The sequence below is a fragment of the Sinorhizobium medicae genome (assembly GCF_007827695.1).
Taxonomy (GTDB): Bacteria; Pseudomonadota; Alphaproteobacteria; order Rhizobiales; family Rhizobiaceae; genus Sinorhizobium; species Sinorhizobium medicae.
This window is the reverse complement of the sequence record NZ_VITA01000005.1, coordinates 139,117-161,297: the sequence shown is the minus strand read 5'-3', so window position 1 is coordinate 161,297 and position 22,181 is coordinate 139,117. Positions and strand designations below refer to the sequence as shown.

Here is a 22,181-nt window from a genome sequence, read left to right as displayed (position 1 = left end):
CCCAGTCCGCTCCTATCATGGAGCAATCCGGCGCGTGGACGGAATTTCAGGCTTATTTCAAGAAGGCAATATCGGTCGGACCGAAGAAGAGCCTTTCTTCAAATCGTCTTATTCAGGGCAACGTCGATCAGCGTCTTCGCCGCCTGGAATGCCGCCTCTATACTCATTTCGGAAGTATCAAGCAAGTGCGCGTCCTCGGCCGGTCTCAAGGGGCTGTCGGCACGGCCCATATCGCGCGTGTCCCGCTTCTTCACGTCCTCGAAAATCGTGGTGTAGTCGGCCGTTCCGCCGCCGGTGACGATCTCGTCATAGCGCCGCTTCGCCCGCACTTCGGGAGAAGCTGTGACATAGAGCTTCACCGCCGCGTCGGGGCAGACGACCGTGCCGATATCGCGCCCGTCGAGGACGGTACCCGGCTCCTTCAGCGCGAAGGCGCGCTGCGCCTCGACCAGTGCCCGGCGCACGGCCGGCATGACCGCGATCTTGGATGCCGCCTCGCCGATCGCATGGGCCGAAAGCACGGCACGATCCAGGCCGGAAAGGTCGACCTGACGGGCCGTCTTCTCGGCTACCGCCTCATCGTCGAGCGGTAATCCGGCATCGATGAGTGCCTTGGCGGCGGCGCGATAGGTGAGTCCGGTGTCGAGATGGTGAAAGCCGTACCGCTTGGCGATCAGGCGCGACAGCGTTCCCTTGCCGGCGGCTGCGGGTCCGTCGATGGCGACTACGAAGCTCATAGGGCCGCCTTGTTTTCCGTCTCTTCGATCTTCGCGCCCAACCCTGTCATCAGTCCCATGAACTCGGGGAAGGACGTCGCGATCATCGTCGCATCGTCGACCGTCACCGGACGCTCCGAGGCAAGCCCCATGACAAGGAAGCTCATGGCGATGCGGTGATCGAGATGGGTTTTGACCTGGCCGCCCGAATCATTGCCCAGGCCCTTGCCGCCCGGCCGGCCGCGTACGACGAGCGAGGCCTCGCCCTCGTCGCAATCGACGCCGTTGAGCTTCAGTCCCTCGGCAACGGCGGACAGGCGATCGGATTCCTTGACCCTCAGTTCCTCCAGCCCGTTCATCACCGTTGCGCCTTCGGCGAAGGCGGCCGCGACGGCAAGCACGGGATATTCGTCGATCATCGAGGGTGCGCGCTCTTCCGGTACCGTCACGCCCTTGAGTTCCGAATAGCGTACGCGCAGATCGGCGACATCCTCGCCACCGGCAAGCCGGCTGCTCAGCACTTCGATCCTGGCACCCATTTCCTGAAGCGTTAGAATGAGCCCTGTACGGGTCGGGTTCATCAGCACGTTGAGAATGGTAAGGTCGGACCCCGGCACAAGAAGCGCCGCCACCAGCGGAAAGGCCGTGGAAGACGGATCGCCCGGCACGTCGATCACCTGACCCCTCAGCTTGCCTCGGCCTTCGAGCCGGATGGTGCGCACGCCGTCTCTGTCGGTCTCGACCGAAAGGTCCGCGCCGAAGCCCTGGAGCATCTTTTCCGTATGGTCGCGGGTCATTACCGGCTCGACGACGGTGGTGATGCCGGGCGTGTTCAGCCCGGCGAGCAGCACGGCGGATTTCACCTGGGCCGAAGCCATCGGCACGCGATAGGTGATCGGGTTCGGCGTCTTCGGTCCGCGCAGCGTCACCGGCAACCGGTCGCCCTCGGCCGACTTCACCTGGACACCCATTTCGCGGAGCGGATCGAGCACGCGGCCCATCGGGCGCTTCGTCAGCGAGGCGTCGCCGATGAAGGTGGAATCGAAATCATAGACGCCGACGAGGCCCATGGTCAGACGGCAGCCGGTTCCCGCATTGCCGAAGTCGAGCGGCGCCTCGGGCGCGAGCAGCGCACCGTTCCCGACGCCGTCGATGATCCAGGTGTCGCCCTCCTTGCGAATTTTGGCACCCATCGCCTGCATGGCCCTGCCGGTATTGATCACGTCTTCGCCTTCGAGGAGTCCGGTGATGCGCGTCTCACCCGAAGCAAGGCCGCCGAACATGAAGGAGCGGTGCGAGATCGACTTGTCGCCCGGGATGCGCACCGTGCCCTTGAGGTCGGAAGACTTGCGTGCGGTGGCGGGTCGCGGGTTCGAGCCGTGGGACATGGTGGTTTTCCTCTAACAATCCGGCTGACGGCGGGCGCGGAAGGTGGTGCTTTCCGGCGCGCTGGTGGTGGGCCGCCGGTCTCGCCGGCTCCCTAACACAATGCGCGAAAAGGGTCATCCTCCTGCTGCGAAGAAAATGACGACCTTGGCTCGCGGAAGTTTATCTTTGACAGAGCTCGTCAAGATGATTATGGGGACCGGCTAATCATCATAAGCTTGACACCTTTCTAACCGCCGGCTTTCCGGCAAGAGCCGGCTTGTCCGGCCATTCAAGAGGCTTTGACTGTGGCAAAACCGGAACTTGGAACGAAGCGTATCGACCCGGAAACGGGGCGCAAATTCTACGACCTGAACCGTGATCCGATCGTCTCCCCCTATACGGGCAAGTCCTATCCGCTGTCCTTCTTCGAGGAGACCTCCGTCGCCAAGGTGCTCGAGAAGGAAGAAGAGGAAGAGGTAACGGAAGTCGATACCGAGAACACGGAAGTCGAACTCGTTTCGCTCGAGGATGCGGACGACGAGGCATCGGGCGGCGACGACCTGCCGGATCTCGGCGACGACGATGTCGAGATCGAGGGTGACGACGACGACACGTTCCTCCAGACCGACGACGAGGACGACGACGACGACATGAGCGACATCATCGGCGTATCCGATGAGGATGAAGACGTCTGATCAGTCTGGCAATGCGGGCGGATCGCCGCCCGCTTGCCTGCCCCCCGGGGCGCGCCCCGAAAGGCGCACGAAACCGCCTCTTCGCCGTGCACGAGCGGTATCGGGGCATCCGGCCGGAACCGGAAAATAAATCGTACCGACCCTGAACTTTCGGCTTGCCATCTGCACGAAGCAGAAGTAATAAGCCGCCACTCGCTAGGCACAAAGCGCCTCGCGAACTTCCCGGACCGGCACAGCCGGACCCTGATGGGGCTATAGCTCAGCTGGGAGAGCGCTTGCATGGCATGCAAGAGGTCAGCGGTTCGATCCCGCTTAGCTCCACCAAAATCTCCGGATAATTTTACAGCCCGTTTGCAGATAGAGGCGACACGCCGCTCATGCGGCCAGGCCTAGCGCTCGAATTCGGCGAACATCGTTTCCTGACCCGGCCTTGCCGGACTTTCCTCGATCTGCTGGAAATGCACGGCGACCTCGCGGCGCGACTTTGCGTCGCTCGGTGTCCGTGAAGCCGTACTGTCGGAATTCCGTTTCATTCTCCGATTCTAACGGAAAACCGGAATCTACCAGAATTCGTCGCGTTCGGTGGCTGTTCAAGCTTCATCAGAACGCGCAGAATTCGCAGCCTCCGTAGATGAAATCTTAACCCGCATCTGCTGAGAAACTGGAAGCATGTTCCTCGTTTCCAAAATCTTCTGGCTCGTCGCCCAGCCGCTATCACTCGCCTTTCTCATGCTGCTCGTCGGCGTGCTGCTCATGCTCACCCGCTTCCGTCGAACGGGTGGCGGTATCAGCGTCTTCGGGCTCGCCGTGCTTTTCATCACTCTCTTCACCACGGCCGGCTCCTATTTCCTGCAGATCCTGGAGGATCGCTTTCCCCGCCCCTCGCCGGAGCCGGCGGAGCTTGCCTGCATGATCGTGCTTGGCGGCGCCTTCGAGAATGTGGTCATGGCGAGCCGCGGCGGCATCGAGATGAATCAGGCGGCGGAGCGTTTCGTCGAGACCCTGAGGCTGGCGCGGGCCCATCCGGGGGCGCGCATCCTCGTATCCGGAGGCGACGGCTCGCTCAGCGGCATCTACGAGGGCGACGCGCATGCCTCTGCAGCTTTTTTCGGGACCTTCGGCATCGGCCCGGAGCGCCTGATCCGTGAGGGAGAATCGCGGACGACCTTCGAAAACGCCCGCAATACACGGCACCTCCTCCGGGAAAACGGGCTCGATCGTTGCGCGCTCGTGACCTCGGCCTATCATATGCCCCGTTCTGTGGGCCTCTTTCGCGCGAACGACATCGAGGTGACGCCCTGGCCGGTGGATTACCGTACGAGCGGCAAGGTGCGGCTCGGCGTGGATTTCACCCAGCCATCACTCAATGCCCAATTGGCGACGACGGCCGCCAAGGAATGGACCGGACTGCTCGCCTATTATCTTCTCGGCCGGACGCAGACGCTGCTGCCGCGTTAGCCTGCCGCATGTTTTCGAAGGTGACGTTTAGAGCCTTTCCTGTCTGAGGGGAAAAGTTCTAGAGAGGGGCGTAAAGCAAAGCGGAGCAGCCATGCCGATCCTCGAATTCCTCGACTATGCGGGCGTCGCCGTCTTCGCGGCGACGGGAGCGCTTTCGGCTTCCCGCAAGCAGCTCGACATTATCGGTTATCTGTTTCTCGCTTCCGCGACCGGCATTGGCGGCGGGACCATTCGGGATCTCGTTCTCGGCGTGACGCCGGTGTTCTGGGTAGTGAACCCCAACTTCATCATCGTCTGCGCGGCAGTGGCCATCGCCGTCTTCCTGACGTCGCACCTTCTCGAGTCACGCTATCGCCTGCTCGTATGGCTCGATGCGATGGGTCTTTCCGCCTATTGCGTCATGGGCGCGGCGAAGGGACTGGCTGCGACGGGTTCGCCGATCGTCGCCCTCGTCACGGGCACTCTGACGGCAACCTTCGGCGGCGTCCTGCGTGATCTGCTGGCCGGAGAACCTTCCGTCCTGTTGCGGCCGGAGATCTATGTGAGCGCCGCCCTCATCGGAGCCTCCGCCTTCGTGCTCGCAAGCATGCTCGGATTGCCGCTGGCGGTGGCGTCCGCACTGGGTGTGCTCACGGCCTTTGCCGTGCGCGGCGGTGCGCTTCGATACGGGTGGATGCTGCCGACCGGGAAAGCCGGTCCCGGCCGCGATCCGGACGACGTGATGTGATGAGATTGGTTTGACGGAGAAAGAGGATCGAAGGCTCAGCGCTCGACCTTATGGCGCAGCCGGATCACCACGTCGACATGGGAGATTTCCATCCCTTCCGGCGGTTCCGGGAGATTGTCGATCTGAATATTGCTCACAGGGATGTCGAGGACCTCGTTCTCGCCCTCGATGAAGAAATGGTGGTGATCCGAAACATTCGTGTCGAAATAGGTCCTTGCGCTCTCGACGGCCAGAACGCGGATCATACCGGCCTCGGTAAACTGATGGAGCGTGTTGTAGACGGTCGCGAGCGAAACGGGAACGCCGGCCGTGACGGCCTCCTCATGGAGTTCCTCCACCGTCAGGTGACGGTCGCCCTTGGCGAAAATCAGGTCGGCAAGCGCGACGCGCTGGCGCGTCGGGCGCAAACCCGAATTGCGCAGTCTCTCCTGTGAGGACATGTGCGTTGCTTTCGTCATCGACAGCCGTTCCGATATATAACTGCGGGGTCCGTGATTTATCAGTTTGCGATATAACTTCTGGCGCCGCGGCTTTCAATAGATTCCGCACATGCGAAGGCCGCAAAGGCCTGAAAATCAGCCCAAAGGGGAGGATTGCGGCCATTTAACTCTGGCCGTGGCCACATTCATACTGTAAGCGACGGCGGAATGATGTCACCATCCGGAGCGGGTTCGGCAACTGTGCGAGAGATTTCCTGCTGCATGCTTCCTTTAATCGTAGCCTATGGAAGTACAAGGCATGCAGCAGCTGAAAGCCCTACAGCGACCTTTGCGCGTCTGAGAGAACGCGCGGCGCCGTAGACCCGCATGCCGTTCCGCGTGGAACGTCACCAGCGACAGCCGGCACCGCAGCCGCGGATGACAGCTGCGCTTCAAATCAGACCGGACTTGCACTAAAGCAGGTCGGAGAACACAATATAGACTCGGGAAGCAACCATCCATGACCACCAGACAATCCAGCTTCAGCTACGAGGAAATCCTGATCTGCGGCCGAGGCGAAATGTTTGGCCCCGGCAACGCGCAGCTGCCGCTGCCGCCGATGCTGATGTTCAATCGCATCACCGACATTTCGGAAACAGGCGGGCCCCACGACAAGGGTTACGTTCGCGCCGAGTTCGACATTACGCCGGACCTGTGGTTCTTTCCGTGTCACTTCATGGGCGATCCGGTCATGCCCGGCTGCCTCGGCCTCGACGCCATGTGGCAATTGACCGGCTTCTTCCTGGGTTGGCTTGGGGAGGCCGGCAAGGGCCGCGCCATCTCCACGGGCGAGGTGAAGTTCACCGGCATGGTGACGCCGAAGACCAAGCTGGTAGAATACGGCATCGACTTCAAGCGCGTCATGCGCGGCCGCCTGGTCCTCGGCATTGCCGACGGCTGGATGAAGGCCGATGGCGAAACCATCTATAAGGCCACCGACCTCAGGGTCGGCCTCTTCCAGGAAAAGGCCGGCTGAACTGCGGGCGATCCCGCACGGTTCCAATCGAAGAAAAGGTCATCTGACATGAGACGGGTTGTTGTAACGGGCCTCGGGATCGTTTCCTCGATCGGCAGCGATGCCGACGAAGTCACCGCGTCGCTCCGCGATGCGCGTTCGGGCATCACGTTTTCTCCGGATTTTGCCGAGCACGGCTTTAAATGCCAGGTCTGGGGAGCGCCTGCGCTCGACCCGACAGATCTGGTCGACCGGCGCGCCATGCGCTTCCTCTCTCAGGGCGGAGCCTGGAACCATGTGGCGATGAAGCAGGCTATCGCGGATTCCGGATTGGAAGCCGGCGACATCACAAACGAACGCACCGGCATCATAATGGGATCGGGCGGCCCTTCGACGCGCACGATCGTCGAAGCGGCGGACATTACCCGCAAGAACAACAGCCCCAAGCGCATCGGCCCCTTCGCCGTGCCAAAGGCGATGTCGTCCACGGCCTCCGCGACCCTTGCGACCTGGTTCCAGATCCACGGCGTCAACTATTCCATCTCGTCGGCCTGCTCGACCTCGGCACACTGCATCGGCAATGCCGCAGAAATGATCCAGTGGGGCAAACAGGACGTGATGTTCGCCGGAGGTCACGAAGATCTCGACTGGACCATGTCAAATCTGTTCGACGCCATGGGCGCCATGTCTTCCAAGTATAACGATACGCCGGCAATTGCTTCCCGTGCCTATGACGCGAACCGCGACGGCTTCGTCATCGCCGGCGGTGCCGGTGTCCTCGTCCTGGAGGAACTGGAGCGTGCCAAGGCGCGCGGTGCGAAGATTTACGCCGAAATCGTCGGCTACGGCGCGACCTCGGACGGATACGACATGGTCGCCCCCTCCGGCGAAGGCGCCGCGCGCTGCATGCGCCAGGCGCTCGCCACGGTGAATGGCGATGTCGACTACATCAATACCCACGGCACCTCCACGCCGGTCGGCGATCAAAAGGAGATCGGCGCCATCCGCGAGGTCTTCGGTGAGAAGATGCCGCATATCCAGTCCACGAAATCGCTGACCGGTCACTCACTCGGCGCGGCTGGTGTACAGGAATCGATCTACGGCCTCCTGATGATGCAGGCCGGCTTCATCGGCGAAAGCGCTCACATCACCGAGCTCGACGCCGAATTCGAAGGCGTGCCGATCGTCCGCAAGCGCATCGACAATGCCAGGATCGACACGGTTCTTTCGAACTCCTTCGGCTTCGGCGGCACCAACGCGACGCTCGTCTTCCAGCGCTATAACGGATAACACGATGAACGGATTGATGAACGGAAAGCGCGGCCTCATCATGGGCGTCGCCAACAACCATTCTATTGCCTGGGGGATCGCCAAGACACTCGCCGCGCAGGGCGCCGAGCTGGCCTTCACCTACCAGGGCGAGGCCCTCGGCAAGCGCGTCAAGCCGCTGGCAGCAGAGGTCGGTTCCGACTTCCTCCTCCCCTGCGACGTCGAGGACATCGCCTCCGTCGACGCTGTCGTCGCTGCCATGAAGGAACGCTGGGGCAAGCTCGATTTCGTCGTCCACGCCATTGGCTTCTCGGACAAGAACGAGCTCAAGGGTCTCTATGCCGACACCACGCGGGACAATTTCAGCCGCACCATGGTGATCTCCTGCTTCTCCTTCACCGAAATAGCCCGGCGTGCGGCGGAGCTGATGAGCGATGGCGGCACCATGCTGACGCTCACCTATGGCGGCTCGGTGCGGGTCATGCCGAACTACAATGTCATGGGCGTTGCCAAGGCCGCGCTCGAGGCGTCGGTGCGCTATCTCGCAGCCGACTACGGAACGCGCGGCATCCGCGTCAATGCGATCTCGGCCGGCCCGATCCGGACACTGGCCGGAGCAGGCATTTCCGACGCGCGCGCCATGCTCTCGTGGCAGCAGAAGAATTCGCCCCTGCGCCGCACCGTCACCATTGAGGACGTCGGCAGTTCCGCACTGTACCTGCTTTCGGATCTCTCGCGCGGCGTCACCGGCGAAATCCACTACGTCGACTCCGGCTACAACATCACTTCGATGCCGACGCTCGAGGCATTACGGACCGCAGACGCGGATTAGCCGTCTGCCGGGTTTGACCCGAGGACTAACCCATCCCCTCGAGCGGGGTTGGGGATTTGGCTGCGCCCCTCTCTCCCCTCGATAGGACGGTGGGGGCGGGTTCAGGTGATGCAGCGAGTCCCCTTCGCCCCGGTTTGCGGGAGCGGTTCGCCCTTTTACCTTTTCGCCCAGAGCACCTTGAAGCGCGCGTTACGGCAGGTCTCGCCCATCTCCTTGAAATTTTCCGCCAGAACCGGCTCATAGGGAAGCCCGCGATTGGCGACGAGCATCAGTCGGCCGCCATGCTTCAGTGCCTTGGCGGCTGCCTTGATCATAGCCGCACCGAGCGCCGGCTCGGCGGCATGGCCTTCATGAAAGGGCGGGTTCATGACGATAAGGTCGTATTTGTCGCGCGTGTCTTCCGTTGACAGGTCGTGCCAATAGAATCGGGCCGGTGTCGAAGGCGCGTTCGCCGCCATATTCGCGCGTGCCGCTTCCAGTGCTTCGAAATCCGCCTCGAACAGATCGATGCCCTTGAGGGTTGGCGAAGCCTCAGCGAGCCTGACGGACAGATATCCCCAGCCGGCACCGAAATCCGCCGCATGACCGGTGAAGTCGCGCGGCAGGCGCGACGCGAGCAGTTCCGAGCCCGCATCGACGCGATCATGCGAGAACATGCCGGGGGCAGCCTCGAACAGTCCATCGACGCGCACCGGAACCTTGGCGAGCGCAGAGATGGCTTCGGCGGCGCTTTCCGGCCGGGTGAACCAGAAGACGACGCCGTGATACTTCGGCATTGCGTCGCCGTCCCAACCGAACTTGTCGATCCTCTTTCGCAGCGACTGAATGCCGTCCTCCTTGCCGCCCGCAACCACGATCAGCGCACCGGCGCGGGTGCGCTTCAGCGCCTCCGCGATCCGGTCTTCATTCTCGCCCTTGTGCTTGCCGCTGAGAACGAGCGCAGCGTCGTAGCCATCCCCGTCCGCAACCGGCACCACATCGACGCGAGCTGCCGTAAGCGCCCGGTAAAGGGGTCTGAGAGGCTGTACAGCAGAGACTTCCGCAGCGAAGCCTTCCGGCAACCGGTAGCCAGCCTCGGCGCCGAGGAAGAGCACCCGCTCGCCCTCTCCCGGCGGATCGATGACCCCGGTGGCGAAGGGATGGAACAGTGTTTTCAGCGCGTCGCGGCTCATAGGTTCAATTCCGTTCTTGGTTAACCTCTCGGAACGCGGCGAGGGGGCCGCATTTCGAGCACTTCCAGAATATGTGAAACGGCTTCTCCCGGAAAATACGTCGTTTCATTGTTTCGATGCTGGGACGATCCAATCGTCACAAGAAAGGGCGCGAAGCGATCCGCTCCGCGCCCTGAATGTTTCAGCCGAGGCCGGTTTATTCGGCGGCTTCGCCGCCGTCCTTCTTCTCGGCAGCGATCTCCTTGCCGGTCGCCTGGTCGACGACCTTCATGGAAAGGCGCACTTTGCCGCGCTCGTCGAAGCCCATCAGCTTGACCCAGACCTTGTCGCCTTCCTTGACGACGTCCGTGGTCTTGGCAACGCGCTCGGAAGCGAGCTGAGAGATGTGGACGAGGCCATCGCGTGCACCGAAGAAGTTCACGAAGGCGCCGAAATCGGCCGTCTTGACGACGGTGCCTTCATAGACCTGGCCGACTTCCGGTTCGGCGACGATCGAGTGGATCCACTTGCGGGCTGCCTCGATCTCCTTGCCGGAAGCCGACGCGATCTTAACCGTGCCGTCGTCGTCGATATTGATCTTGGCACCGGTCTTCTCGACGATTTCGCGGATGACCTTGCCGCCCGAGCCGATGACTTCGCGGATCTTGTCGACCGGAATGTTCATCACTTCGATGCGCGGCGCGAACTCGCCGAGCTGCCCACGGCTCTCGGAGATCGCCTTGGCCATTTCGCCGAGAATGTGAACGCGACCGTGCTTCGCCTGGTCGAGCGCGACCTTCATGATCTCTTCGGTGATGCCGGCAATCTTGATGTCCATCTGCAACGAGGTAACGCCGGCTTCGGTGCCTGCGACCTTGAAGTCCATGTCGCCGAGATGATCCTCGTCACCGAGAATGTCGGAGAGGACTGCGAAGCGGTCGTCCTCCTTGATCAGGCCCATGGCGATGCCGGCAACGGGCTTGGCCAGCGGAACGCCGGCATCCATCAGCGCGAGAGATGTGCCGCAGACGGTCGCCATCGAGGACGAGCCGTTGGATTCGGTGATTTCCGAAACGACCCGCAGCGTATAGGGGAACTGTTCCGCCGTCGGCAGCATCGGATGGATTGCCCGCCAGGCAAGCTTGCCGTGGCCGATCTCGCGGCGACCCGGGGAACCCATGCGGCCCGTTTCGCCGACCGAGTAGGGCGGGAAGTTGTAGTGCAGCATGAAGTTTTCCTTGTACATGCCTGTCAAGGAATCGACGTACTGCTCGTCTTCTCCGGTGCCGAGCGTCGCGACAACGATCGCCTGAGTCTCGCCGCGGGTGAAGAGCGCCGAACCGTGCGTACGCGGCAGGAGGCCGACTTCGGCAACGATCGGACGAACCGTGACGAGATCGCGGCCGTCGATGCGGCTCTTGGTGTCGAGGATGTTCCAGCGAACGATCTTGGCCTGCAGGTGCTTGAAGACCGAGGCGATCTCTTCCGCCGTATGAGCCGGGTTCTCGACGCCTTCCGGAAGGAAGTGCTCCTTCACCTTGGCCTTGACCGCGTCGACGGCTGCATAACGCTGCGCCTTCTCGGTGATCTTGTAGGCCTTGCGCAGGTCCTCTTCGGCGATCGAAAGCATGGCGTTTTCGAGAGCGGAATGGTCGTCCGGCTCGAACTCGCGCGGCTCCTTGGCGGCGACTTCGGCAAGCCTGATGACTGCGTCGATGACCGGCTGGAAGCCCTTCTGGCCGAAGACGACGGCGCCGAGCATGATCTCCTCCGAAAGCTCCTTGGCCTCGGATTCAACCATCAATACGGCGTCCTGTGTGCCGGCGACGACGAGGTCGAGCGTCGACTCGTCCATTTCGTCGAGATGCGGGTTGAGGACGTATTCGCCGTTGATGTAGCCGACGCGGGCACCACCGACCGGGCCCATGAAGGGAACGCCGGAAAGCGTCAACGCAGCAGAAGCTGCAACCATGGCGACGACGTCCGGGTTGTTCTCAAGATCATGCTGCATGACCGTGATGATGACCTGGGTGTCATTCTTGTAGCCTTCGGGGAAGAGCGGGCGGATCGGACGGTCGATCAGGCGGGACACCAGCGTTTCGTTTTCGCTGGGACGGCCCTCGCGCTTGAAATAGCCGCCCGGAATCTTGCCGGCAGCGTAGGTCTTTTCCTGGTAGTTGACGGTGAGCGGGAAGAAATCCTGGCCGGGCTTCGGTGCCTTGGCCGAAACGACCGTGGCGAGCACGACGGTTTCGCCGTAGGTCGCGAGAACGGCACCATCGGCCTGACGCGCGATCTTTCCGGTTTCGAGCTTGAGCGGACGCCCAGCCCATTCGATTTCTACCTTGTGAGTCTCGAACATGTTCTGTCCTTCGTGTGCGACAGACCCTCCGCGGCTCGATAAAAGCGCGGGCGATCTCAAGCCGCCTGGTGGCGCATCACGGGCAAGACAACGGGAGGCTTCAAAGAAAACCGGCCGCATACCGCTTTGCCGCGCTGCGTGCAGCAGCCGCTTCGGCAAGCAGGCGCCGAAGCATCCTGCAATCCTGCCCCATGACGGGCCTTTGGTTGATCCGCGATCCCGGCCCATCCGGTCCGCTGGACGGTTGCGCGTCCGATAAGACGCGCAGCGCTAGATAGCGCCCTGTACATTAGCCCCTTGCGCGAATTGAAGAGCGCACGGGCCACAGAAAAAAAGCCGGCGGGTTGCCGAGACAACCCGCCGGGACCAGTCGATTAGCGACGGATGCCCAGGGCACCGATCAGCTTTGTGTAGCGCGCCTCGTCCTTCTTCTTCAGATAGTCGAGGAGCGAGCGGCGGCTGGAAACCAGCGCGAGAAGGCCACGTCGGGAATGGTTGTCCTTCTTGTGGTCCTTGAAGTGTTCGGTCAGGTTGTTGATCCGTTCCGTCAGGATTGCAACCTGGACTTCCGGCGAACCGGTGTCGCCTTCGGCGGTTGCGAATTCCTTGATGATCTGCGCTTTGCGCTCTGCAGTTACCGACATCGGTTGATCCTTTCGTTCCGAGGATTTGAGGGTCGCCGGCAGCCGGGATGTCGTCCAGCTGCGGCCGTTCGCACGAAGAGGCCGCGCCTCTCGCTGGCGTGCCTATAACCGAAACCGTTCCAAAAGGAAAGGGTCATGAAACCGCGTGAGCGGGGCCGCCCCCGGCCTGACGTGACTTTCGATTGCGGGCGGATGCCACGGCGCCATTTCAGGTGGTTTTCCAGGCGGCGAACTGCCCCTCAACTGTCTGCCTCACGCGCGGCGGCATCCTCGTCGCGGGGAATGCGTATCCGCCATTCGATGCCATCGGCATGCATGGTCCGTTCGAGCTCGGCACGCAGCGCCATGCCGAGCATGCGCTCCAGCACGACCGTACCGAACCCCCTGCGAGACTTTTGCCCTGAAGGCGCGACAATATCGGCGCCGCTCTCGCGCCAGCTGATTTCGATCGCCCCGTCCGACACCGTCCAGGCAATCCTGATCATGCCGGTCTGGTTGGCGAGCGCTCCATGCTTGATGGCATTGGTGGCCAGTTCATGCAGCGCCATACCGAGGGTCTGCGCCATCTGCGAGTCCAGCCGCAGGACGGGTCCGCTGAGCACGACACGATCGGATTCGGCCGGCATGAACGGCTGAAGCTGGTTGCGCACGAGCTCGCTGAAATCCACTCCGTTGGCCGCATTCGCCACCATAAGGTCGGTCGAGCGTGCAAGGCCGGCAAGACGCTTTCTGAACGCCTCCACGAAATCCGAAGGATCCTCCGCCGAGTTGGCCGACTGCGCCAGCATGGACTGGATGACGGTGAGCTGATTCTTCGCCCGATGCGCAACCTCCCGCATCAGGAGACGGATTTCACTTTCGGCTTTGGTGCGGGCGGTCGCAGCGCTTGCGAGGGCGGTGGACACCGCTTCGACTTCGGTGATCACGTAACGGCGCGGTTCGACGGGCTCGCCCGCGCCCAGCCGCCGGGCATCCATTGCCAGTAAGCGGACGCCCTGTGTTAGCAGCCGCGCAATGGTCAAAGAACCGGCGACCGCGATGCTTGCAAAGATGATCCCACCGAAGGAGAGCCAGACGAACGACCAGAGCATCGGCTGATCGACGATCTCACTCGGTGCCCAGGCGACGATGCGCCAGCCGGTCACCACTGAAAACTCCGACGCGACGCGATAGTCGACGCCGCGGGCGCTGATATTGCTGACACCGATGCTGATCAACGGCAATTCATCGAGGAAGAACGGATCGCCGGATTTCACCGCCGCGTCCGAGGAAACGATCACCCTGCCCTTGCCGTCGACGAGCGCGGCATTCCACCCCGGCGAGAGCGTATCGCGATTGACGGCCCTCGTCATTCGCTCGGCGTCCTGCCTCAGCCCCAGCAGATATTTTTTTCCGTCAGGCGTCGTCACCGGAAGATAGACCGTGAACACCCAGCCCTTTCCCATTTCGGCGGGGAATACGCCCGAAACGAGCGGGGCCGTACTTTGCAAGGCGAGCTCGACTTCCGGATCCGACGCACGCCCCAGCGGCGTGCCGAAGGCAACGCGGGTACTCAGAAGGAGATCGTGCTTGCTGTCGACGATGATCAGGTGGGAATCGGTGTCCGCCAACGCGACCGACGCCCGCTCGTATAGTCCTTGCATATCGGCGAGATCCACCGCGCCGGATTTCGCCAGCACCCGGAGCGTCGTCAGCATGCCGTCGACTTCACGCTCGACGATCCGTGTGACCGATCCGGTCGAGGCTCGCAGCAGAGAGGTGACCTCCTCTCTCTGCGCGTCCAAATTGCGCTGCAGGATCACAAAGGAAAAAATGAAGGGCGGTATGATGGCAATGAGCAGCAGCGAGATCAGATAAAAGCTGAACGGTCGGCGAAGATAGTCGCGGACAAAACCGGCGGCAGCCTGCAGGCTGCCGGACGAAGCATCTTCCCGGCTCTTCTCTGACGCTTCAACCATAGGTACCGCCTCTTGCCCATCTCTGCCGCTTCCATCGAAGCGGCATGCCGTGTGCCTCAAGCCTGCCGCCCGAATCTTTTTCCCGCGCGCGGCTTGCGGGGCAGAATGACAAGATGGGCTTCAACGCACAACGGTTATACGCTGCTAGCCTGCGAAAACGCGCTTCGGCCGAAATTCGCCTTCGGCGATTTCGCCGATCGCCACAAGCTTGCCTTGTACGGTGGCATAGGCCTCCGGCGTGGGCAGTGGCGCGTCGCGTCCGCGCAGAATGATCGGGTTGCCCATTCGGAGCCGGTGCGCCTGGTCGTCATTGACGGCGATATGGGGAAGGTCGGACAAGGCCTCTCCGGTATCGATCAGATGCTCGTCCAGCGCGGCGAGACGTTCCGCCTCGTCCTCGATCTTCTCCAACGCGACGAGATCGGCGAGCGGCACCATGTCCTCCTCGCCGAAGGGAGCGACGAACGTTCGGCGCAGCGACGCGATATGGCCGAAGCAACCGAGATCACGGCCCATGTCGCGGGCCAGCGAGCGGACATAGGTGCCCTTGCCGCATTCGATTTCGAACTGTGCGAGACTTGGCGCGGAGCCGATGAGCGAAAGACGAAAGACTTCCACCTCACGCGCCGGGATGTCGACGGTTTCACCCTCTCGTGCGAGATCATAGGCGCGTTCGCCGCCGATCTTGATCGCCGAAAACTGCGGCGGCACCTGTGCGATCACGCCGGTATATTTGGGCAGCAGAGCCCGGATCGCCTCTTCCGCCGGACGGTCCGCGGAGGAGCGGACGACCTCCCCTTCGAGGTCGTCCGTTGAGCGTTCCTCGCCCCAGGCGACCGTGAATTCGTAGATCTTGCGGCCATCCATGACATAAGGCACGGTCTTCGTTGCATCGCCGAGCGCGATGGGCAGCATTCCGGACGCCAGCGGATCCAGGGTGCCGGCATGGCCCGCCTTCTGCGCCTTGAACAGCCATTTGATCTTGGATACTGCCTCGGTCGAACCGAAATCGAGAGGCTTGTCGAGGATTAGCCATCCTGAAATCGGGCGGCCCTTTGGTTTGCGGGGTCTGGACATGGTTGCGTTGCTTATTCTTCGTCACTGTCGCGATCGAGGTCGCGACTGACCTCCGGAGAGCGTAGCAGCGAGTCGATCTTCTGATAGTTTTCGAAGCTGGTATCGTCCCGGAAACGGACGTCCGGCATGTATTTCATCTGCCGCAGGTGCGGGCCGAGCCGCCCGCGGATGAACTTGGCGTGCTTGTTCAGCGCTTCGATGACCGCCGCATGATCGGCGACCCCAAGCGGGGTCACATAGGCGGTGGCGAGCTTCAGGTCGGGCGACATGCGCACTTCGGAAATGGAGATCACCGTGCTCTCAATAAGCGGGTCGCGCACGTCGCCGCGCTGCAGCACCTGTGTGATCGCGGCGCGCACCTGTTCGCCGACGCGCAACATGCGCTGTGAAGGAGCTGAGGATGTGGATTTGGCCATGGTTTCACCCTGGATCACGCAGCCCAGGCGGTATCAAGCGCCCATCGAAATGTGATCGATTCTAAAGAGTTTGAGCGGAATGCGGGCGGAAAACCGCGCACGCTTCCATCCCGCTCTAAAAAAAGCGAGCGCCGGAGCCGGTCCGGCGCTCGCCAACATCCTGCCGGACCGTTTAGAGCGTCCGCGTGACGTGTTCGACGCGGAAGCACTCGATCGTGTCGCCGGCGCGTATGTCTTCGTAATTCTCGAAGGCCATGCCGCACTCCTGGCCGGATTGCACCTCGGAGACTTCGTCCTTGAAGCGCTTGAGCGTCTTGAGCTTGCCTTCGTGGATGACGACGTTGTCGCGTACCAGACGGACGCCGACGCCGCGTTCGACCTTGCCCTCGGTGACGCGGCAACCTGCGACCTTGCCGACCTTGGTGATGTTGAACACCTCCAGGATCTCGGCATTGCCGAGGAAGGTCTCACGCCGCTCGGGCGACAGCAGCCCGGACATCGCCGCCTTCACGTCATCCACCAGGTCGTAGATGATGTTGTAATAGCGGATCTCGATGCCGGCGCGTTCGGATGCATCCCGCGCCTGCTTGTTGGCGCGAACGTTGAAGCCGATAATGGCTGCGTTCGAGGCTTCCGCAAGCGACACGTCCGATTCGGTGATCCCGCCAGCGCCGGAATGGACGATGCGCGCGCGCACTTCGTCGGTGCCGAGTTTCTCCAGGGCGCCTGAAATCGCTTCGATCGAGCCCTGCACGTCGCCCTTGATGACCAGCGGGAACTCCTTGACACCGGAGGTCTGAAGCTGGGTCATCATTTGCTCGAGCGAGCCGCGCGAACCGGATTGGCGGGCAACCGCCTTCTCGCGGGCAAGCCGCTGGCGGTATTCCGAAATCTCGCGCGCCCGGCTCTCGCTCTCGACAACGGCGAAGCGGTCGCCTGCAGCGGGCGTTCCGGAAAGACCGAGGACCTCGACCGGCGTCGAGGGACCGGCGGACTTCACATGCTCGCCCTTGTCGTTGACGAGTGCGCGCACGCGGCCCCACTGGTCGCCGGCAACGATGATCTGGCCCGGGGTAAGCGTACCCTTCTGCACGAGAACAGTCGCGACCGCACCGCGGCCGCGGTCGAGTTCGGCTTCCACCACCGTACCTTCGGCCGTCCGGTTCGGATTGGCCTTGAGGTCGAGGATTTCGGACTGCAGCAGGATCGCCTCGAGCAGCTTGTCGAGATTGGTCTGGTTCTTCGCTGAAACCTCGACGTCCAGAACTTCGCCGCCCATGGATTCGACGAAAACCTCGTGTTGCAGCAGCTCGGTGCGGACCTTCTGCGGATCAGCAGACGGTTTGTCTATCTTGTTGATCGCCACGATGATCGGAACGCCGGCCGCCTTGGCATGGTTGATCGACTCAATCGTCTGCGGCATCACGCTGTCGTCGGCCGCAACGACCAGGATAGCGATATCCGTGGCCTGGGCGCCGCGGGCGCGCATAGCCGTGAAGGCCGCGTGGCCGGGCGTGTCGATGAAGGTGATCTTCTGACCGTTCTGCTCAACCTGATAGGCACCGATGTGCTGCGTAATGCCGCCTGCCTCGCCGGCCACCACGTTGGCGTGGCGGATCGCGTCGAGCAGCGACGTCTTGCCGTGGTCGACGTGGCCCATGATGGTCACGATCGGCGGACGGGCGTGCATTTCGTCGTCCGCGTCGGAGATATTGAAGATACCTTCCTCGACATCCGATTCCGAAACGCGCTTGACCGTGTGACCGAATTCGCCGGCGATGAGCTCCGCCAGATCGGCGTCGATCAGATCGCCCGGCTTCATCATCTGGCCTTCCTTCATCAGGAACTTGATGACGTCGACCGCGCGCTCGGACATGCGCTGCGACAGTTCCTGAATCGTGATGGTCTCCGGCAGGATGACTTCACGGGAGATCTTCTCGCGCGTTTCCTGCATCTGGCTGCGCTTGAACTTCTCCTGGCGGCGGCGCATCGCCGAAAGCGAACGGCCGCGCTGGCTGCCATCCTCGTCGACGGCAGCGGTGAGCGTCAGCTTGCCCTGGCGGCGACCCTCGTCACCCTTTGCACGGGGAGCGGGCTTGGCCGGCTCAGGCCGCACGACCTTGCCGCGGGGAGCTCCGGCACTGCTGTGGCGGCGCTCTCCCTCTTCGTCTTCGCCAGCGCGGCGGCCGCGAGGCGCCACACCGGCCGGAGCCGGCGGCGTTGCGGCGGGAGCCGGACGTTCCGATAGCGGGCGCGTCTCGGCGACGGCAGGCGTCGCAGCCTCGACCTTCTCCTCGACCTTTTCAGCTTCCACTGCGGGACGCGCAGCCTCTTCGGCGGCGCGGCGCGCGGCCTCTTCCTTCTCGCGAGCGATACGCTCTTCCTCTTCGCGACGGCGGCGCACTTCCTCTTCGGCGCGACGCTTGGCCTCCTCGGCGTCGCGGATCTGGGCTGCGGCCAGGGCGTGACGGCGGGCTTCCATTTCACTTGCCGAAAGATCGTTCAGGACTACTCCGCCGCGAGGACGGTTCTGTTCCTGGCGCGGCTGATGCGGCTGCGGCTGGGGAGCCGGACGGCCCGAGGGCTGCGGCGGCATCGGCCGCTGCTCGGCCGGACGCGCGGCAGCAGGTGCGGCGGCAACCGGCGTGATCGGGCGCTCGTCCTTGTGCTTCAGCGGGCTGCGCGTTCTCTTGGTCTCAACCACGACCGCCTTGGTGCGACCGCGGCCCATATCCTGACGCACGGTACCCTGCGTCACCCCGGAGGGCTTCAGGGTCAGCGTCTTCTTGCCCGCTACGCTGATCGTCTTGTCGTCTTTGTTGTCCGTCATTCCGTTCCGTTCCTAGCGATCAGGGCCGGATACGAAACCCCTGACCCTGTCTTCCAAATTGTCTCAAGCAATGCTCGCTATGCCGGCCTCTGCCGGTGACGCGCTTCATTGCTGTGGCTGGCCAGCGCCGCCTTCGGCCCGGACCGGGACGGATCCACGGTACTTTTCGAGCATGATTGCGCGCTTCACTACACCTTCACCGGCCTGCCCTGCAAGCGCTGCGGCATGGATAAAGGCATTACTTCCCAAAAGTCCGTCCATTTCCGCCCCCGTAAAGGGGCGGAAAGCAGGTATTTCCGTTTCATCCTCGCTGACGAAACTCATCGCCTTGCGAGCCTTATCTATCTTGCGAACGCCATCGGCGGCCGCATCGATCGCATGAAAAACGGCAAGCGCGGCTAGTCCGCGCACCGCCTGCTCCGTCTTGGTTGCGCCGGAGATGAACTGGCCGGCCTTACGCGCCATGTTCATCATACCCGCGAGCTGTTCGGCGAGAAGTCTCTCGACTTCGTCCGCGAGCCCGGCATTCGCCTTTACTTCGGCGCGAAGGGCGCGGGCGAAGAGCTTCTTCGCCACCGCCTTTTCCACGAGCTGCCGCTCGGCTTTCACCCAGCATCCGCGCCCCGGGAGTTGCCGCTTCAGATCCGCGACGACGACCCCGTCGGGCCCGGCAACGAAGCGGATCAGCTCTTCAGGAGAACCGCTTTCGCGCGTCACTATGCAGGTCCGGTTATTGCCGTCCCCGTCCTTCGCGCTCCCGCCCTTCGGGCCCCTGTCCTTCGGACCCCGGTCCACGGGGAGGCTGTCGGCATCGATTTCGACGATCATCGCGATCAGGCGTCCTGATCCGCGCCTTCGGCGACTTCGATCGTCTCATCCTGTTCCGGCTCTTCCTCCTGTTGTTTGGCCAGATCCTCTTCGGTGATCCAGCCGGCAGCGAGACGAGCCTGCACGATCATCGCTTCGGCCTCTTCCCGGGTAACCTCGAGCTTCGAGAACGTTCCCTCGAAGCGCTTGGTCTCACCATCCTTGCGTTCGACCCAGCCTACGAGGTCGTCGGCGGCGCAGCCGGCAAAGTCCTCTATCGTCTTGATGCCTTCCTCGCCGAGAGCGACCAGCATCTGGCTGTTGAGCCCATTGATCGTGCGCAGCTCGTCGGCAACACCGAGTTCCTTGCGCTTGGCGTCCATTTCCGCCTCGATCTTTTCGAGATATTCGCGGGCGCGGGTCTGGATCTCGTTCGACGTTTCCTCGTCGAAGCCCTCGATGGAGGCAATTTCGTCGAGATCGACATAAGCGAGCTCTTCCACCTGGGCAAAGCCTTCGGAGGCGAGCACCTGGCCTACCATCTCGTCGACGTCCAGGGCTTCCATGAAGAGCTGTGTGCGCTCGTTGAATTCCTTCTGACGGCGCTCGCTCTCCTCCTGTTCGGTGAGGATATCGATATCCCATCCGGTCAGCTGCGAGGCGAGACGGACGTTCTGGCCGCGGCGGCCGATGGCGAGCGAAAGCTGCTCGTCCGGAACCACGACTTCGATACGCTCCGCATCCTCGTCTAGAACGACCTTCGCCACTTCCGCCGGCTGCAGCGCATTGACGATGAAGGAAGCCGGATCCGGCGACCACGGGATGATATCGATCTTTTCGCCCTGGAGTTCACCGACGACAGCCTGCACGCGCGAGCCGCGCATGCCGACGCAGGCGCCGACCGGATCGATCGACGAATCGTTCGAGACGACGGCGATCTTGGCGCGCGAGCCCGGATCGCGGGCAACCGACTTGATCTGGATGACGCCGTCGTAGATTTCCGGTACCTCCATGGTGAAGAGCTTCACCATGAACTGCGGATGGGTGCGCGACAGGAATATCTGCGGTCCGCGTTGCTCGCGGCGCACGTCGTAGACAAAGGCACGGACGCGGTCGCCGTAACGCATGTTTTCGCGCGGGATCATCTCGTCGCGCCGGATGATGCCTTCACCGCGCCCGAGATCGACGATGACATTGCCATATTCGACGCGCTTGACGGTGCCGTTGACGATCTCGCCGACACGGTCCTTGAACTCGTCGTACTGGCGGTCGCGCTCGGCTTCGCGCACCTTCTGCACGATAACCTGCTTGGCCGACTGAGCGGCGATGCGGCCAAAATCCATGGGCGGGAGCGGATCGGCGATGAAATCGCCGAGCTTTGCATCGGGATTGCGATCGCGGGCGAGTTCGATCGGAATCTGAGTCGAATAGTCTTCCGCCTTTTCGACCACTTCCAGGAGGCGCTGGAGACGGATTTCCCCGGTCTTCGGATTGATGTCGGCGCGGATGTTCGATTCCGAACCGTAGCGCGAACGAGCCGCCTTCTGGATCGCATCCGCCATCGCGGCCAGAACGATCTCGCGGTCGATCACCTTTTCGCGTGCCACAGCATCTGCGATCTGCAGAAGTTCGAGCCGGTTAGCACTGACTGCCATGTCTCTTGTCTCCGTCTGTTGCAGGCGCATCGAAAGCGCACCCAGCTTTATTCGATATCTCTATCTTCTTCTTCGAAGTTTTCGTTGGCGGCGCGCGCGGCCTTCGCCTTCTTGTCGGCTGTCAGAGCGTCGCGGATGAGCTCGTCCGTCAGGATCAGGCGCGCCTCGGAAAGCGCCGTGAACGGGATCGTTACGCCGGCCTCTTCGCCATAGGCCGGCTGGTCGCGTTCGAGGCGGAAACCATCCTCGTCCACCGATACGATCTTGCCGCGGAAGCGCTTGCGCCCCTCGACCAGAACCGACGTCTCGCACTTCAGCAGATGGCCCTGCCAGCGGATGAAGTCGGACCTGCGCACCATGGGACGATCGATGCCCGGCGACGACACTTCGAGATGATACGCCTTGTCGATCGGATCTTCCACATCGAGAACCGGCGAGATCGCCTTGGAGACTTCCTCGCAATCCTCGACGGTCATGGTGCCATCGTTGCGTTCGGTCATGACCTGCAGCGTCAGGCCGTTCTGGCCGGACATGCGCACGCGCACCAGACGGAATCCCAGGTCCACGAGCACCGGCTCGATGATATCGGCAACACGCCGGTCGAGGCCCGTCTCGGTAATCAGCCGGGGTTCATTTGCATTTTCAGCCGTTGTCGTATCGGACAAACGATCCTCTCCTCGTCGGACCGGCTAATAAAAAAGAGCGGGTCCTCACGGCCCCACCCTTCATCTAACCGATCAAGAATTTGAGCGTCATATACGCTTCATTGCCGGAAATTGCAA

The 22,181-nt window shown here is 62.4% G+C and carries 20 protein-coding genes and 1 tRNA gene; 7 read left to right on the top strand and 14 right to left on the bottom strand.

Features of this window, described 5'->3' with window-relative positions:
- Positions 1-98: 98 nt before the first annotated feature.
- Together cmk and aroA are read right to left on the bottom strand one after the other, a co-directional pair.
- Positions 99-737, bottom strand: a complete 639-nt coding sequence (gene cmk / locus FB009_RS10400) for a (d)CMP kinase (protein WP_012067655.1) — start codon at positions 735-737, stop codon at positions 99-101.
- Positions 734-2,104, bottom strand: a complete 1,371-nt coding sequence (aroA, locus tag FB009_RS10395) for a 3-phosphoshikimate 1-carboxyvinyltransferase (protein ID WP_145161583.1) — start codon at positions 2,102-2,104, stop codon at positions 734-736. The genes cmk and aroA overlap by 4 nt, the downstream gene beginning before the upstream one ends.
- A gap of 285 nt (positions 2,105-2,389) precedes the next feature.
- Between aroA and FB009_RS10390 the strand changes: the two genes are divergently transcribed.
- Entirely contained in the window at positions 2,390-2,779 is a 390-nt protein-coding gene (locus FB009_RS10390; protein WP_012067653.1) for a TIGR02300 family protein, read from the top strand.
- 248 nt (positions 2,780-3,027) lie between these two features.
- Positions 3,028-3,103, top strand: a tRNA-Ala gene (locus FB009_RS10385).
- Between the two features lie 65 nt (positions 3,104-3,168).
- On the opposite strand, the gene FB009_RS10380 is transcribed toward FB009_RS10385, so the two are convergent.
- Entirely contained in the window at positions 3,169-3,312 is a 144-nt protein-coding gene (locus FB009_RS10380; RefSeq protein WP_012067652.1) for a hypothetical protein, read from the bottom strand.
- Positions 3,313-3,448: 136 nt separating this feature from the next.
- On the opposite strand from FB009_RS10380, the gene FB009_RS10375 reads away from it, so the two are divergent.
- Both FB009_RS10375 and FB009_RS10370 read left to right on the top strand, forming a co-directional pair.
- Complete coding sequence (locus FB009_RS10375; protein ID WP_012067651.1) at positions 3,449-4,237, top strand: YdcF family protein; 789 nt, start codon at positions 3,449-3,451, stop codon at positions 4,235-4,237.
- Between the two features lie 91 nt (positions 4,238-4,328).
- Entirely contained in the window at positions 4,329-4,964 is a 636-nt protein-coding gene (locus FB009_RS10370) for a trimeric intracellular cation channel family protein (protein ID WP_012067650.1), read from the top strand.
- Positions 4,965-4,999: 35 nt separating this feature from the next.
- Here the strand turns inward: FB009_RS10370 and irrA are convergent, their stop codons facing one another.
- A complete protein-coding gene (gene irrA / locus FB009_RS10365; RefSeq protein WP_012067649.1) occupies positions 5,000-5,422 on the bottom strand; it encodes an iron response transcriptional regulator IrrA in 423 nt (140 codons plus the stop codon).
- 481 nt (positions 5,423-5,903) lie between these two features.
- On the opposite strand from irrA, the gene fabA reads away from it, so the two are divergent.
- From fabA to fabI, 3 genes are read left to right on the top strand one after another with little or no spacing between them, the layout of a single operon-like run.
- Positions 5,904-6,419, top strand: a complete 516-nt coding sequence (gene fabA / locus FB009_RS10360; RefSeq protein WP_012067648.1) for a 3-hydroxyacyl-[acyl-carrier-protein] dehydratase FabA — start codon at positions 5,904-5,906, stop codon at positions 6,417-6,419.
- A gap of 48 nt (positions 6,420-6,467) precedes the next feature.
- Positions 6,468-7,688 (top strand): beta-ketoacyl-ACP synthase I, encoded by a 1,221-nt coding sequence (gene fabB / locus FB009_RS10355; RefSeq protein WP_012067647.1) that lies wholly within the window; start codon positions 6,468-6,470, stop codon positions 7,686-7,688.
- A 4-nt stretch (positions 7,689-7,692) separates the two neighbouring features.
- Positions 7,693-8,499, top strand: a complete 807-nt coding sequence (gene fabI, locus FB009_RS10350) for an enoyl-ACP reductase FabI (RefSeq protein WP_012067646.1) — start codon at positions 7,693-7,695, stop codon at positions 8,497-8,499.
- A gap of 155 nt (positions 8,500-8,654) precedes the next feature.
- On the opposite strand, the gene FB009_RS10345 is transcribed toward fabI, so the two are convergent.
- From FB009_RS10345 to rimP, 10 genes are all read right to left on the bottom strand, one after another.
- Positions 8,655-9,671 (bottom strand): class I SAM-dependent methyltransferase, encoded by a 1,017-nt coding sequence (locus tag FB009_RS10345; RefSeq protein WP_012067645.1) that lies wholly within the window; start codon positions 9,669-9,671, stop codon positions 8,655-8,657.
- 196 nt (positions 9,672-9,867) lie between these two features.
- The gene (gene pnp, locus FB009_RS10340) at positions 9,868-12,012 is read right to left on the bottom strand and encodes a polyribonucleotide nucleotidyltransferase (protein WP_012067644.1); all 2,145 of its coding nucleotides are present in this window, start codon (positions 12,010-12,012) and stop codon (positions 9,868-9,870) included.
- Between the two features lie 374 nt (positions 12,013-12,386).
- The gene (gene rpsO, locus FB009_RS10335; protein WP_012067643.1) at positions 12,387-12,656 is read right to left on the bottom strand and encodes a 30S ribosomal protein S15; all 270 of its coding nucleotides are present in this window, start codon (positions 12,654-12,656) and stop codon (positions 12,387-12,389) included.
- A 239-nt stretch (positions 12,657-12,895) separates the two neighbouring features.
- Complete coding sequence (locus FB009_RS10330; RefSeq protein ID WP_012067642.1) at positions 12,896-14,614, bottom strand: sensor histidine kinase; 1,719 nt, start codon at positions 14,612-14,614, stop codon at positions 12,896-12,898.
- Between the two features lie 144 nt (positions 14,615-14,758).
- On the bottom strand, positions 14,759-15,691 hold the full coding sequence (truB, locus tag FB009_RS10325; protein WP_012067641.1) for a tRNA pseudouridine(55) synthase TruB: 933 nt from the start codon (positions 15,689-15,691) through the stop codon (positions 14,759-14,761).
- An 11-nt stretch (positions 15,692-15,702) separates the two neighbouring features.
- A complete protein-coding gene (gene rbfA / locus FB009_RS10320) occupies positions 15,703-16,107 on the bottom strand; it encodes a 30S ribosome-binding factor RbfA (protein ID WP_012067640.1) in 405 nt (134 codons plus the stop codon).
- 172 nt (positions 16,108-16,279) lie between these two features.
- Entirely contained in the window at positions 16,280-18,937 is a 2,658-nt protein-coding gene (gene infB / locus FB009_RS10315; RefSeq protein ID WP_012067639.1) for a translation initiation factor IF-2, read from the bottom strand.
- A 105-nt stretch (positions 18,938-19,042) separates the two neighbouring features.
- The gene (locus FB009_RS10310) at positions 19,043-19,765 is read right to left on the bottom strand and encodes an RNA-binding protein (protein WP_012067638.1); all 723 of its coding nucleotides are present in this window, start codon (positions 19,763-19,765) and stop codon (positions 19,043-19,045) included.
- Between the two features lie 5 nt (positions 19,766-19,770).
- Positions 19,771-21,399, bottom strand: a complete 1,629-nt coding sequence (nusA, locus tag FB009_RS10305; RefSeq protein ID WP_024311294.1) for a transcription termination factor NusA — start codon at positions 21,397-21,399, stop codon at positions 19,771-19,773.
- A 47-nt stretch (positions 21,400-21,446) separates the two neighbouring features.
- Positions 21,447-22,064: a ribosome maturation factor RimP gene (rimP, locus tag FB009_RS10300; protein WP_012067636.1), complete on the bottom strand. Its 618-nt coding sequence runs from the start codon at positions 22,062-22,064 to the stop codon at positions 21,447-21,449.
- Positions 22,065-22,181 lie beyond the last annotated feature (117 nt).

Excerpts from the sequence above, each read along its gene's own strand:
- cmk (WP_012067655.1), bottom strand. The coding sequence starts at position 737 with ATGAGCTTCGTAGTCGCCATCGACGGACCCGCAGCCGCCGGCAAGGGA.
- aroA (WP_145161583.1), bottom strand. The coding sequence starts at position 2,104 with ATGTCCCACGGCTCGAACCCGCGACCCGCCACCGCACGCAAGTCTTCC.
- FB009_RS10380 (WP_012067652.1), bottom strand. The coding sequence starts at position 3,312 with ATGAAACGGAATTCCGACAGTACGGCTTCACGGACACCGAGCGACGCA.
- FB009_RS10375 (WP_012067651.1), top strand. The coding sequence starts at position 3,449 with ATGTTCCTCGTTTCCAAAATCTTCTGGCTCGTCGCCCAGCCGCTATCA.
- FB009_RS10370 (WP_012067650.1), top strand. The coding sequence starts at position 4,329 with ATGCCGATCCTCGAATTCCTCGACTATGCGGGCGTCGCCGTCTTCGCG.
- irrA (WP_012067649.1), bottom strand. The coding sequence starts at position 5,422 with ATGACGAAAGCAACGCACATGTCCTCACAGGAGAGACTGCGCAATTCG.
- fabA (WP_012067648.1), top strand. The coding sequence starts at position 5,904 with ATGACCACCAGACAATCCAGCTTCAGCTACGAGGAAATCCTGATCTGC.
- fabB (WP_012067647.1), top strand. The coding sequence starts at position 6,468 with ATGAGACGGGTTGTTGTAACGGGCCTCGGGATCGTTTCCTCGATCGGC.
- fabI (WP_012067646.1), top strand. The coding sequence starts at position 7,693 with ATGAACGGATTGATGAACGGAAAGCGCGGCCTCATCATGGGCGTCGCC.
- FB009_RS10345 (WP_012067645.1), bottom strand. The coding sequence starts at position 9,671 with ATGAGCCGCGACGCGCTGAAAACACTGTTCCATCCCTTCGCCACCGGG.
- pnp (WP_012067644.1), bottom strand. The coding sequence starts at position 12,012 with ATGTTCGAGACTCACAAGGTAGAAATCGAATGGGCTGGGCGTCCGCTC.
- rpsO (WP_012067643.1), bottom strand. The coding sequence starts at position 12,656 with ATGTCGGTAACTGCAGAGCGCAAAGCGCAGATCATCAAGGAATTCGCA.
- FB009_RS10330 (WP_012067642.1), bottom strand. The coding sequence starts at position 14,614 with ATGGTTGAAGCGTCAGAGAAGAGCCGGGAAGATGCTTCGTCCGGCAGC.
- truB (WP_012067641.1), bottom strand. The coding sequence starts at position 15,691 with ATGTCCAGACCCCGCAAACCAAAGGGCCGCCCGATTTCAGGATGGCTA.
- rbfA (WP_012067640.1), bottom strand. The coding sequence starts at position 16,107 with ATGGCCAAATCCACATCCTCAGCTCCTTCACAGCGCATGTTGCGCGTC.
- infB (WP_012067639.1), bottom strand. The coding sequence starts at position 18,937 with ATGACGGACAACAAAGACGACAAGACGATCAGCGTAGCGGGCAAGAAG.
- FB009_RS10310 (WP_012067638.1), bottom strand. The coding sequence starts at position 19,765 with ATGATCGTCGAAATCGATGCCGACAGCCTCCCCGTGGACCGGGGTCCG.
- nusA (WP_024311294.1), bottom strand. The coding sequence starts at position 21,399 with ATGGCAGTCAGTGCTAACCGGCTCGAACTTCTGCAGATCGCAGATGCT.